We start from the raw sequence: 12,501 nt of genomic DNA, 5'->3' as shown, positions 1-12,501 counted from the left end.
ATGCGGACATTGATTATTGCAGAGGCTGGAGTAAATCATAATGGTAACCTGGAGTTTGCAAAAAAATTAGCTCTAACGGCTAAGAATTGTGGTGCAGACATTGTGAAGTTTCAGACTGCAAAGCTGGATGCACTGGTTTCAAAACATGCCCAAATGGCGGATTACCAAAAGAAAAATATCGGATCGGAAATGAGTCAGCGGGATATGTTAAAAAAGCTATTGCTGACATATAATGAATTTGTTGAACTGTCTGCATATTGTAAAGAAATTGATATGTGCTTTATATCTACACCTTTTGATATGGAAAGTATTTTTTTTTTGGAAGAGCTTGGATGTAATATGTGGAAAATTCCTTCCGGTGAGATCACAAACTATCCCTATTTGGTGAAGATTGCAAATACAAGGAAGGACATTATCCTGTCAACAGGCATGAGCACCCTGCAGGAGGTTGCAGAGGCACTGGCTGTCCTGCGGGAGAACAGTGCCGGTAAGGTCACCCTGCTGCACTGTACCACTAATTATCCTACGCCAATGGAGGATGTGAACCTGAAAGCAATGCTTACGCTGAAGGATAAATTCGGCTGTCCTGTGGGCTATTCTGACCACACCAGGGGAATCGAAGTGCCGATTGCCGCGGTTGCATTGGGGGCTATGGTGATCGAGAAGCACTTTACATTGGACCGTACGATGGAAGGCCCGGATCATAAGGCAAGCCTGGAGCCGAATGAACTGGAGGCAATGGTAAAGGCTATACGCAACATAGAAAAGGCGATGGGTGATGGGGGTAAGGCACCATCTGAATCAGAAAAAGCCAATATAGCCGTTGCCCGCAAAAGCATCATTGCAGCAGCCGACATCAGAGCTGGCGAAATACTGACGGAAGAAAACCTGACTACGAAACGACCGGGAACAGGTATCAGTCCCATGAGGTGGAATGAGGTCCTTGGGACCAGGGCAGTCCGGGATTTTGAAGAGGATGAATTGATAGAAATATGAAAAGAATAGTGGTTCTCACGGCGACAAGGGCGGAGTATGGTCTGCTGAAGCCAATTATGGAAAAATTAAAGTCCGATCCGTATTATGACACGCGGATTGTAGTTACCGGTATGCATCTTTCACCGGAATTCGGCATGACGGTAAGGGAAATAAAGTCAGATAACGTACCGATTGACAAGAAAATAGAAATCGTTCTCAGCTCGGATACACCGGTGGCATTATCAAAAAGCATGGGGCTTGCCCTGATAAGCTTTTCAGAATATTTTGAGGAGTGCAGGCCGGACGCCTTGATGGTTCTGGGAGACCGTTATGAGACGCTGGCAGTATGCTGTGCGGCGATGAATGCCAGAATACCAATTTTTCATTTACATGGAGGCGAGACAACCGAAGGAGCGATTGATGAGGCAATCAGGCACAGCATAACGAAAATGAGTTACCTTCATTTTACAAGTACGGAAGGTTACCGTAAGCGTGTCATCCAGATGGGGGAGGCACCGGACCGGGTGTTTAACATAGGGGCGATGGGTGTTGAAAATGCTTTAAACATCCCATGTATGTCAGTAGTGGAACTGGAGGAAAGCATAGGCTTTGCGCTTGGAGAAAGGTATGCAGTGGGTACTTTTCATCCGGTTACTTTGGAAAAGGCTACTGCCGGAAGGCAGATGGAGGAATTGCTTGCTGCAGTGGATCAGCATAAGGATATACGATATCTTTTTACTGGGGCTAATTCAGATACGGATGGGCGAAACATCAATCAAATGCTGAAAGACTATGCGAAATGTAATGATAATTTCTGCTTTGTGGATTCCCTTGGAATAAAACGCTATCTTAGTGCCTTGAAAAACTCTTTGTTTGTAATTGGCAATTCATCAAGCGGTCTTGTGGAGGCACCGTCATTTAAAATTCCTACCATAAATATCGGAGACCGGCAGCGTGGAAGAATATCCGGTGAAACAGTGATTCACTGTAAACCTGAGCGAGATGCTATTGGGGAAGCCATCCATAAAGCTATGGATGGCTCGTTTAGAGAGGCAATAAAAAAAGCCGGAAATCCGTACGGTGACGGTCACACATCAGAAAAGATTGTAGAGATAATTAAGGACTATTTTGTAAATGACCGGATAGATATCAAGAAGAAATTTTTTGACATTAGTTTTGAAATATAGGGTAGGGAGGTGCATGGTGTGAACGTGCTGGTGATCGGTCTTGGCTCTATGGGGAAAAGACGTATCAGATTATTGCGGGAACTGTATCCTGACTTTGGAATTTTCGGTGTGGACGGGAGGGCAGACCGCAGACAGGAAGCGGAGAAGCAGTCAGGTATTGAGTGCGTGGACTCTGTGGTTGAGGCGGGCAGAAGATTTCCTGTTGCCGCTGCATTTGTATGCACGTCGCCCCTGTCACACAGTTCGATCATTACGGAATGCCTTCAAAACAGATGGAATGTCTTTACGGAGATTAATCTGGTGGCGGACGGTTATGAGAGAAATATGAAGCTTGCCCGGGAAAATGGATGCAGGCTTTTTTTGTCTTCCACTTTTCTTTACCGTGAGGAGATTCGTTACATCAGAAAAAGGGTGGGGAAGGAGCAGCGGTGGAATTATATTTACCACGTGGGGCAGTATCTGCCGGACTGGCATCCTTGGGAGAGCTACACGGATTTTTTCATCGGCGATAAGAGGACAAACGGATGCAGAGAAATCATGGCGATCGAGCTTCCGTGGCTAACCCGGACATTTGGGAAAGTGATCCGGACGCATGTGTTGGCTGATAAAATGACGGGATTAAACATAGATTACCGGGATAATTATATCGTCCAGACGGAGCATGAAAGCGGTAGCAAGGGAGCGCTGATCATTGATGTGGTTTCCCCGGAAGCCGTCAGGAAGCTGGAGATTTACGGAGAGCATAGATACATACAATGGAGCGGAACGCCGGATTCTCTGCAAGAGTATAATGCGGAAACGGACAGGCTAGAACGGGTGGTCTTACAGGAAGCAGAAGAGCATAGGGACGGTTACAGGACGTTCGTGGTGGAGAATGCTTATAAAAACGAGATCAGGGAATTTATAGAGTTAGTGGTGAATGGGCGGCAGCCGGAATACGGTTTTGCGCAGGATCTGGAAATATTGAAGTTGATCGATGCGTTGGAGGAAGAGGCGTGAAATCGTTGAAGATTTGTTTTACAGGTATAGGTTCTATTGCCAGGCGCCATATAAGAAACTTGCGGACGGTCTGCAGAGGGCGGGGGATAGAGTTAAGGGTTGACGCGGTGAGGCGAAGCGCATGGGCTGACAGGAAGGATGACGAGCTTCAGCTTGGCAGAGTATATACGAGTTATGAGGAAATGGACTCCGAATATGATGTAGTTTTTATCACAAACCCTACGGAGTATCATATCGAGACTCTGAAAAATATCATGAAATACGGAAGGAATTTCTTTATTGAAAAACCGGTTTCTTCCGTGAGCCAGATAGAAGAAGCAGTAAAGCTGCGGCTGAAAAAAGATGCCGTTTACTATGTGGCCTGCCCGCTGAGATACAATGCAGTGATTCAATATCTGAAGGAGAATGTGGATTTTGGGAAAGTCATATCCATACGAAGCATTTCATCCAGTTATTTGCCGGAATGGCGTCCGGGTACGGACTACCGGCAGACATACAGTGCAAGCAGAAGGCTGGGAGGAGGCGTTTCCATTGATCTCATTCATGAATGGGATTATCTGACGTTTTTAATCGGAATGCCTCAGAAGATATTTTATCTTTATGGGAAGAAATCGGCACTTGAAATAGACAGTGAGGATTACGCCATCTATATGGCAGAGTATGAGGATAAAATTGTTGAGCTCCATTTGGATTATTTCGGAAGGAAGACCATTCGCCAGGTTATGATCCTGACGGACGAGGATACCGTCTGCGGAGATCTTATAAACAATAGGATAGAATTTATGAAGACAGGGGAAATCATAGATTTTCATGAGAGGCGGGATGATTACCAGATCAGGGAGCTGGAACACTTTCTGGATATGATTGAGGGCAGGGCAAAATCTGACAGTGATATTGGACATGCGGTCGAGGTATTGAAGCTGACGCAGGGGAGGATAGAGGTAGAAAAATGAGAATACTTTTTACGATTTGTGGAAGAGCGGGGTCTAAGGGAATCAGGAATAAAAATATCAAATTGTTTGTGGGGAAGCCGCTTCCGTATTATACGCTGTCTGCAATAGATCTTTATCTGGAGAAGCATGGTGAAAATGAATGTGACATAGTGGTAAATTCCGACAGCCAGGAACTTCTTTCTATGATGAGCAGTAACGGAATCCGTCCTGTTGAGCTGATTGAGCGAAACAGGGAGTTGGGCGGGGATACGATTAGCAAGATAGACGTGATGCATAACTGTCTGGATATTATGCAGAGTCGGAAGAAATACGAATATGACACTGTGGTGGATCTGGATATAACATCCCCGCTTCGCAGAATAATCGATATAGAAAACCTGATAGAAACACATATCCGCACCGGGGCAGATGTGACTACCTCTGTTGTGGTGGCAAGAAGGAATCCTTATTTTAATCAGTTGAAAAGAACGGAAAAGGGATTCCGTAAGGTTTGTGCATCGAACTTTACCGCCAGACAACAGGCACCGGATATTTATGACATGAATGCGTCCTTATACGCGTATTGTCCTGAATATTTAAGATCGGGCAGGCAGGTGTTGGACGGGTATGTAGAGGTAATAGAAATGTATGATACGGGCATTCTGGACTTAGATCATGAGAATGATCTGGAACTGATGGAGGTCATTGCGGAGTATCTTTTTAAACATAAGGATGAGTTCAGGGAGATTTATGAGAATTGTTAGAGGTGGAATCAGGTATGTTTAATCTGGATGAATTCATATGCACATATGTAACAAAGCGCCCGAGGTCCATGTTCGAGGCGGATATTTCTGATAACAGCGATGAGCTTTCAGATGCAATAGAGGGAAAAAGCGTCCTTGTCATCGGCGGGGCGGGAAGTATAGGGTCATCCTTTATCCGGGCAATTCTAACCTTTCGGCCCTCGGAGCTGGTGGTTGTGGATACCAATGAGAACACGCTGACGGAGCTGACGAGAGATTTACGGTCTTCCGGAAGCTATGTGCCGAGTGTTTTTCTTCCGTATCCCATGGACTACAGTTCCGTTACTTTTTGGCGGATGTTCAGGGCACATAGGGGATTTGATATTGTGGCGAATTTTTCTGCCCATAAGCATGTCCGTTCCGAGAAGGACATTTATTCGGTGGAAGCATTGCTACGAAATAATGTGATCCATGCCAAAGGCTTGCTTGACCTGCTGGAGTCCTGTCCGCCAAAAGTTTATTTTTGTGTTTCAACGGACAAGGCGGCAAACCCTGTGAATATAATGGGAGCAAGCAAGCGGATTATGGAGGACCTGATCTTTTCCTATTCGTCTTCTTTTCCGGTAAAAACGGCAAGGTTTGCCAATGTGGCATTTTCAAACGGATCATTGCCCCAGGGATTCCTGGAGCGGATTAACCGGGGGCAGCCGCTGTCGGCCCCTTCGGATGTAAAGCGGTATTTTGTATCGCCTCAGGAGTCGGGCCAGATTTGTATGCTGTCTGCCATGCTTGGCGGAAATCGTGCCATTTTCTTCCCGAAGCTTCAAGAGCAGCAGATGATGACATTTGACAGGATCGCAGAAGAGCTGCTGATCTCCATGGGTTATGAGATTGACTGTTGTGGCAGCGATCAGGAGGCCATAGAGAAAAGCAAAAAGTGGCAAGCAGGGATGCCGTATCCGGTGCATTTCAGCCCCTCGGACACAAGCGGGGAGAAGGCGTTTGAGGAATTCTATGTGGAGGGGGAAAAGGTAGATCTGGAGCGGTTTCGAAGCCTTGGGGTGATTACGGATAAGCCAGTACCGGATAAGTCTGCCGTGACGGATTTGATTACCTGTCTTGATGAAGCGTTTGCATCCGTGCATTGCAGTAAGGCGGAGATTGTAAATATCGTCAGGGGGTACCTGCCGAATTTTGAACATCTGGAGACAGGAAAGAGCCTGGATGGAAAGATGTAGCGAAAAAGTATTTTTAACTGCCTTTGGCGGTTTACACCCGTAGCAAAGGTTGCTTTACGGGCAGGCATTCAGTTTCACAGGCCAGGGGGTGGCTTGAAAATTAGGCTCAGGGCAAAGAAAGATTGCATGGAAAGAGGGGATATATATGATTCCATTGGCGGTGCCGGATTTAACGGGCAATGAGAAGAAATATCTGGATAACTGTATTGATACGACGTTTGTAAGCTCTGTGGGTGAATATGTGACCCGGTTTGAGAAAATGGTTGCGGAAGCCACCGGAAGCAGGGATGCAGTAGCAACGTCGGCGGGAACAACAGGGCTTCATACAGCATTGCATGGGGCAGGAGTTAAATATGGGGAACTTGTGATCCTTCCTGCATTTACCTTTATTGCCAGTGCGAATGCTGTTAGACACTGCGGGGCAGATCCGTGGCTGATGGATGTGAAAGAGTCTACCTGGTGTTTAAGTCCTGAGCTTGTAGCGGCTGAAATAGGGGAGCACTGTGAAAAGCGGGGGGACGGATTGTATTACCGGGAGAGCGGTAAAAGGGTGGCGGCATTAATGCCGGTATATACTCTCGGAAACATTCCGGATATGGCTGCATTTCGTGCCGTTGCTGATGAGTATGGTTTGCCGTTGATTGTTGACGCCGCCTGTGCGATCGGAGCGACTTATAATGGCCGGCCTTTTGGCTCTTTGGCTGACCTGAGTGTGCTGAGTTTTAACGGCAATAAAACAATTACCTGTGGGGGCGGCGGGGCGGTGGTGGGAAACTGTGAAGAGCAGATAAGCCTTGAACGCCACCTTACGACGACGGCCCGCGTATGGCCTGATTATGATTTCGATATGGTGGGATTCAATTACAGGATGACCAATCTCCAGGCGGCTGTTGGATGTGCACAGTTGGAGAGGCTGTCTGAATTTGTAGCTGCAAAAAGAAGAGTGCGTCAGTACTATGAGATGGAATTAGGAGAGTTAACTGAGGCTGGAATAACTTTTTTCCCTGCTACAGAAGGAAGCTCCTGCTGGTTTTCAGGGATTGTACTGCCGGAAGGGGAGACGCTGAAAACAGCAAAGACTGTATGCTCCTGTTTAAAGGAGGACGGGATTGAGGCGCGTACCTTCTGGAAACCGGTACATCTTCAAAAGCCGTATAAAAATTGTCCCAAGAGCGATGTAAGTGCTTCGGAAGGCCTTTGGCAGAGGATCATTACGCTGCCCTGCAGCACAAGTATTTCGGAGGAAGAGCTGACGAGGGTGGCTGCAGGGGTGAAGAAGGCAGTTAGGTGGGGCTTGGGCAAGGGGTGATTTATGGCGCTTCTATTAAGAATCAGTCTTGCGGAGCCGAGCTGCCTTGTAGTGCAAGCAACATTTCCCGCAGGCGGGCAATCTCAGCCCTGTCTCAGCATCCTTGTCAGCAATATCAGCATACGCTCTATCCAGTGTCTCTTTGGTCTCTCTCAGCTTCACGCTGGGCAGTTTGATCAATGGCTTTGTTACTTGCAGCACCTTCTCGTGATAGTCAGGATGTTTATGGAAGATATGCTTCGACGCATGGAGCAGGAGTCGGATGTAGTCAAAGGACTCCTGCGAGGTCAAATAACCGGCTGTCGTATCTTCCTCTAAGATTACAATAACCTCCTTTACGAAAGCTGTCAATTTCTCTTTTGTTAGTGGAGTCACATGATATAGCTTCGGCCGCAGGCGTAGCAGGGTATAGGGGAGGAAGAGGTAGAGGTGCCTTCTGCGGATCTGTTCAAGGGTATAGGTTTATATTTTGACTGCAGGAACCGAATAAATATGTTCGGAATGGTCCGAAAAGACCAGGCGGTAGCGGAGACTGTCCGGGAGGGCGGTGTTCCGGCCGGGATAGATGACGACGGAGCGGGGAAAGCGGAGGACTATTTCGTCTGCGGCAGGGTCAGGTGGAGCCGTGTGCTGCAGGGAAAAATGCAGGCCATAGGAGAGCATGCGAAGAACTATCTGGGAGTCATTACGCATCTGGCATTCCAGGTGGTAGTAGTCGGTATCCGTTACCAGCAGGGTAATGGGGGTACCGGGGGATATTTCTTTCCGAAGGCTTCTCGAAAGAGTGGGAAGAGCTGTTACGGCATAGTATAGACGATAGCCTTAAGAATCTCATTCCAAAGCCGGTCGCCAGATATGCTGCTGGTGTTGTTGGAGCAGTTGTTCGCGTTGCTGTTGACGTCAGTATGGGTGCCGGAGTTGGTGCCGTGCTTCGTGTTGTTGCTATTGCGCATGTAAAAGCCTCTCTTTCTTTTGTGATATGGTAATGATATCGATAGGACGGAAAATCTGTCTGCATGGGACAGAATAGACTTTAAATAATTGAAGAACGCAGCGACGTGCCCTTGAATTTTTTGGAAGCTTAGTAGTCTTATGATGTAATTGTGAAAAACTGTATTTATTATAATAGATTATATATATGCACCAGGGAGGATTTTTAATGAGCAGATTCAACAACGCGACCCTACTAATCACCGGCGGAACCGGCAGCTTCGGGCATACGGTTCTGAAGCATTTTTTATATTCGGACATCGGGGAAATCCGCATCCTTTCCCGGGATGAGAAGAAACAGGACGATATGCGCCATGAGCTGCAGGCGGAGCATCCTGACGTGGCGAAGAAGGTGAAATTCTATATCGGAAACGTGAGAGATCCGCAGTCCGTGCATGACGCCATGCCGGGGGTGGATTTTATTTTTCATGCGGCGGCCTTAAAGCAGGTGCCTTCCTGTGAATTTTTCCCTATGGAGGCCGTATATACGAATGTAGAAGGAACCAATAACGTCCTCCATGCAGCTACGGAAGCAGGGGTGAAGCGGGTAGTATGCTTAAGCACGGATAAGGCGGCTTATCCCATCAACGCTATGGGGACCAGCAAGGCCATGATGGAGCATGTGGTCAGGGCCAATGCGCGGGTGGCGGCGGAGCGGGGGAAGACAGTGATTTGCTGTACCAGGTACGGGAATGTGATGTGCTCCAGGGGGTCAGTGATCCCACTTTTTATTGACCAGATCCGGAGAGGGGAGCCGATTACGGTCACCAATCCGGAGATGACGCGCTTTTTGATGAATCTTGATGAGGCGGTGGAACTGGTGAAATTTGCTTTTGAACATGCAGAGCCCGGGGATCTGTTTATCCAGAAAGCGGATGCTTCCACCATAGGGACTCTGGCAGAAGCTGTGCAGAAGCTATTTGGAGATACGGGAACTAACATTATCGGTACGAGACATGGTGAGAAGCTCTACGAGACACTGATGACAAGAGAGGAACGACTGAGAAGTGAAGACATGGGACAGTATTTCCGTGTGGCTGCAGATAACCGAGATTTGAATTACGATAAGTACTTTGTCAAAGGTCAGGTTCAGACGGAAGCAGAAGAAAGCTACACCTCTCATAATACGAATCTGCTTGATGTGGAGGGTGCAGTGAAGAAGATTCTTACAACAGATTATGTAAAAGAAGAATTGGCAAAGATTGGGAAACAGGTGTAATACCAGAGCTGATGAATTTACAGCATAAGTAATCCATACTGTTTATAATAGGAGATGACTACACTATGGACAAAGACAAGGTACAGTGGAAAGAAAACGGAAAAATCAAGCTGATGATTATCGTTGGAACAAGACCTGAAATCATCAGACTTGCCGCTGTAATAAAGAAATGCAGAAAATATTTTGATACATTATTGGTCCACACCGGTCAGAATTATGATTATAATCTGAACGGTGTTTTTTTTAAGGATCTGAAATTAGAAGAGCCGGAGCTGTATCTTAACGCAGTCGGTGAAGACCTTGGCGAGACAATGGGGAATATTATTGCGGCAAGTTATAAAGTTATGGCTGAACTGGAACCGGAAGCCGTACTTGTTCTTGGTGACACAAATTCCTGTCTTTCCGTTATTGGCGCAAAACGTCTCCACATTCCAATTTTTCATATGGAAGCTGGCAATCGGTGTAAGGATGAATGCCTGCCGGAAGAGACGAACCGCCGCATTGTGGATATCATCTCAGATGTAAATCTGGCCTATTCTGAGCACGCAAGGAGATACCTTGCAGATTGTGGCTTACCGAAAGAACGCGCTTATGTCACTGGAAGCCCTATGGCGGAAGTGCTGACAGAGAATCTGGAAGCTATCAAATCATCTGATATTCATCAGAGATTAGGCCTGGAGAAAGGGAAGTACATCCTTCTTTCCGCACATCGAGAAGAGAATATTGATACTGAGCGGAATTTTACTTCTCTTTTTACAGCAATTAACAGGATGGCTGAGAAATATGATATGCCGATTTTGTATTCCTGTCATCCGCGGTCTCGTAAGCGGCTGAAGACTTCCGGGTTTCAACTGGATACACGTGTAATACAACATGAGCCTCTGGGCTTTCACGATTATAATTGTCTGCAGATGAATGCATTTGCTGTGGTTTCAGACAGCGGCACTTTGCCGGAGGAGAGCAGTTTTTTTACAGCAATTGGGTATCCGATTCCGGCTGTATGTATTCGAACTTCTACGGAGCGTCCTGAAGCGTTGGATAAGGCCTGCTTTATCCTTTCCGGCATTGACGCAAAAGGGCTTCTCCAAAGTGTAGATACAGCAATAGAGATGGTCAGAGAAGAACAGAATGGCGGTGCGGTTCCAGTACCAGATTATATTGATGTCAATGTCTCTGATAAAGTCGTGAAGATTATTCAATCTTACGTTGGTGTTGTTAATAAGATGGTTTGGAGAAAAGAAATCTGAGGATAGTAGAAATGAATATACTTGTGACTGGTGCGGCCGGATTTGTAGGCCGCAATCTTGTGGAAAATCTGAAAAATATCCGGGATGGAAAGAACAAAACAAGACCAAATATTTTCATTGAAGAAATTTATCAATATGATCTTTCTTCAACACCGGAAGAACTTGATGATTACTGCGGAAAAGCAGATTTTGTTTTCAATCTCGCAGGAGTAAACAGACCTGAGGATCCGGAAGAGTATAAGAAGGGTAATTTCGGCTTTGCATCAACCCTTTTAGATACGCTTAAGAAACATAATAATAAAGCTCCTGTTATGCTGTCCAGCAGCCTGCAGGCTACACTTGCGGGGCGTTTTGGAACTTCGGAATATGGCCTCAGCAAAAAAGCAGGTGAAGAGTTATTTTTCCGGTATGGGGTAGAGACTGGCGTCAGAGTATTAGTGTATAGATTTCCCAATCTGGTCGGAAAATGGGTACGCCCAAATTACAACAGTGCCGTTGGAACTTTCTGCAATAATATTGCCAATGAACTTCCGATAACAGTAAATGATCCGAACGTTGAACTGGAAATGCTTTTTATAGATGATCTGCTGGATGAGATGTATGATGCGATAGAAGGGAAAGAGCATCGCTGCGAATATCCTGCGGCAGGGGAGACTATTGATGGAGTTGAGTACGATGGACTGACACCGAGGTGGTGTGTGAATGGGAGATATTGTGCGGCGACAGTTACGCACAAAGCCACGCTTGGCCGGATTACAGACTTGCTGTATACATTCCATGACCAGCCGCTGAGTCTTGTCATGCCGACAATTCCAAAGGGATCTTTTGAAAAAAAGCTTTATTCAATGTATCTGAGTTATCTGCCAAAAGAAAAGGTTGTTTTTGATTTGAAGATGAATTGTGATATTCGCGGCAGTTTCACGGAGCTGCTGAAAACCAGTGCTCATGGTCAGATTTCAGTAAATATCAGTAAGCCTGGAACTATGAAGGGGCAGCACTGGCATAATACGAAGTGGGAATTTTTCATCGTGGTTGCAGGGCATGGACTCATTCAGGAACGAAAGCTTGGAACAGATGAAGTAATTGAATTTGAAGTAAGTGGGGATAAGATTCAGGCAGTACATATGCTTCCCGGATATGCGCATAATATCATCAATTTGTCTGAGACGGAAAATCTTGTGACAGTGATGTGGGCGAATGAAATATTTGATCCAAATCATCCGGATACATTTTATGAGCCGGTTTAAGGTATTGGTACTTAGTAAAATGGCTCATTTTAAATATCCTGATAGACTATGTTCAAAAGCATATATTCTATTGAATGCTCTGCAGCCGAGTCTGTATTCCAGGGGAATATTCCCATCTTACTTCAATTGAAACCTGTGCTTTTTATTCCAAACTATTCAATTGCATGGGATTTCAGAAGATGGAGAGGTTTTCTAATGAGGGCTATAAGGAAGAGCTGAAAGAGGCATACCGGACTTTAAAGGAATATATGCGGTATGTGGATAAAGTCAGGGCATTCGCAAAGGATATGAGCAGAGGTGAAGCATATGAGGGAAACAGATGAAGATACTTTAAGCAAATGGCTGAAACTTGCCGGCAATGTGAAGAATATAGAAGATTTTATAAAAGAAGGCCCGCAATTGTAAGATTTGTCTC

The 12,501-nt window shown here is 46.0% G+C and carries 13 protein-coding genes; 12 read left to right on the top strand and 1 reads right to left on the bottom strand.

What is annotated here, in order from left to right:
- The 7 genes from neuB (at position 1) to NSB25_RS13700 (ending at position 7,383) form a co-directional block, all read left to right on the top strand.
- Positions 1 to 996 carry an N-acetylneuraminate synthase gene (gene neuB / locus NSB25_RS13730; protein WP_103240214.1) on the top strand — a complete coding sequence of 332 codons (996 nt, stop codon included), beginning with the start codon at positions 1 to 3 and terminating at the stop codon, positions 994 to 996.
- The gene (neuC, locus tag NSB25_RS13725; protein WP_103240213.1) at positions 993 to 2,162 is read left to right on the top strand and encodes a UDP-N-acetylglucosamine 2-epimerase; all 1,170 of its coding nucleotides are present in this window, start codon (positions 993 to 995) and stop codon (positions 2,160 to 2,162) included. Before neuB ends, neuC begins: the two co-directional genes overlap by 4 nt.
- A gap of 18 nt (positions 2,163 to 2,180) precedes the next feature.
- Positions 2,181 to 3,161 carry a Gfo/Idh/MocA family oxidoreductase gene (locus tag NSB25_RS13720; RefSeq protein WP_103240212.1) on the top strand — a complete coding sequence of 327 codons (981 nt, stop codon included), beginning with the start codon at positions 2,181 to 2,183 and terminating at the stop codon, positions 3,159 to 3,161.
- Positions 3,158 to 4,114 carry a Gfo/Idh/MocA family protein gene (locus NSB25_RS13715; protein ID WP_242982449.1) on the top strand — a complete coding sequence of 319 codons (957 nt, stop codon included), beginning with the start codon at positions 3,158 to 3,160 and terminating at the stop codon, positions 4,112 to 4,114. Before NSB25_RS13720 ends, NSB25_RS13715 begins: the two co-directional genes overlap by 4 nt.
- Positions 4,111 to 4,857, top strand: coding sequence for an acylneuraminate cytidylyltransferase family protein (locus tag NSB25_RS13710; protein WP_103240211.1), 747 nt, complete (start codon positions 4,111 to 4,113; stop codon positions 4,855 to 4,857). The genes NSB25_RS13715 and NSB25_RS13710 overlap by 4 nt, the downstream gene beginning before the upstream one ends.
- Before the next feature lie 14 nt (positions 4,858 to 4,871).
- Positions 4,872 to 6,074, top strand: a complete 1,203-nt coding sequence (locus NSB25_RS13705; protein WP_103240210.1) for a polysaccharide biosynthesis protein — start codon at positions 4,872 to 4,874, stop codon at positions 6,072 to 6,074.
- 145 nt (positions 6,075 to 6,219) lie between these two features.
- Complete coding sequence (locus tag NSB25_RS13700; protein WP_103240209.1) at positions 6,220 to 7,383, top strand: DegT/DnrJ/EryC1/StrS family aminotransferase; 1,164 nt, start codon at positions 6,220 to 6,222, stop codon at positions 7,381 to 7,383.
- Positions 7,384 to 7,398: 15 nt separating this feature from the next.
- Here the strand turns inward: NSB25_RS13700 and NSB25_RS13695 are convergent, their stop codons facing one another.
- Entirely contained in the window at positions 7,399 to 7,758 is a 360-nt protein-coding gene (locus NSB25_RS13695; RefSeq protein ID WP_146040062.1) for a hypothetical protein, read from the bottom strand.
- A gap of 117 nt (positions 7,759 to 7,875) precedes the next feature.
- Here NSB25_RS13695 and NSB25_RS13690 point away from each other — a divergent pair, with 117 nt between their 5' ends.
- The 5 genes from NSB25_RS13690 to NSB25_RS13670 all read left to right on the top strand — a co-directional run bounded on the left by NSB25_RS13690 (position 7,876) and on the right by NSB25_RS13670 (position 12,409).
- On the top strand, positions 7,876 to 8,196 hold the full coding sequence (locus tag NSB25_RS13690; RefSeq protein WP_146040061.1) for a hypothetical protein: 321 nt from the start codon (positions 7,876 to 7,878) through the stop codon (positions 8,194 to 8,196).
- Between the two features lie 346 nt (positions 8,197 to 8,542).
- A complete protein-coding gene (locus tag NSB25_RS13685) occupies positions 8,543 to 9,592 on the top strand; it encodes a polysaccharide biosynthesis protein (protein WP_103240206.1) in 1,050 nt (349 codons plus the stop codon).
- Positions 9,593 to 9,657: 65 nt separating this feature from the next.
- Complete coding sequence (gene wecB, locus NSB25_RS13680) at positions 9,658 to 10,839, top strand: non-hydrolyzing UDP-N-acetylglucosamine 2-epimerase (RefSeq protein ID WP_103240205.1); 1,182 nt, start codon at positions 9,658 to 9,660, stop codon at positions 10,837 to 10,839.
- Between the two features lie 11 nt (positions 10,840 to 10,850).
- Complete coding sequence (locus NSB25_RS13675; protein ID WP_103240204.1) at positions 10,851 to 12,086, top strand: polysaccharide biosynthesis C-terminal domain-containing protein; 1,236 nt, start codon at positions 10,851 to 10,853, stop codon at positions 12,084 to 12,086.
- A gap of 179 nt (positions 12,087 to 12,265) precedes the next feature.
- Positions 12,266 to 12,409, top strand: coding sequence for a hypothetical protein (locus NSB25_RS13670; RefSeq protein ID WP_172455133.1), 144 nt, complete (start codon positions 12,266 to 12,268; stop codon positions 12,407 to 12,409).
- The last annotated feature ends 92 nt before the right edge of the window (positions 12,410 to 12,501 follow it).

This window comes from Acetatifactor muris (assembly GCF_024623325.1).
Classification (GTDB): Bacteria; Bacillota; Clostridia; order Lachnospirales; family Lachnospiraceae; genus Acetatifactor; species Acetatifactor muris.
The sequence above is the reverse complement of the archived record's forward strand: the minus strand, read 5'-3'. Positions and strand labels throughout refer to the sequence as shown.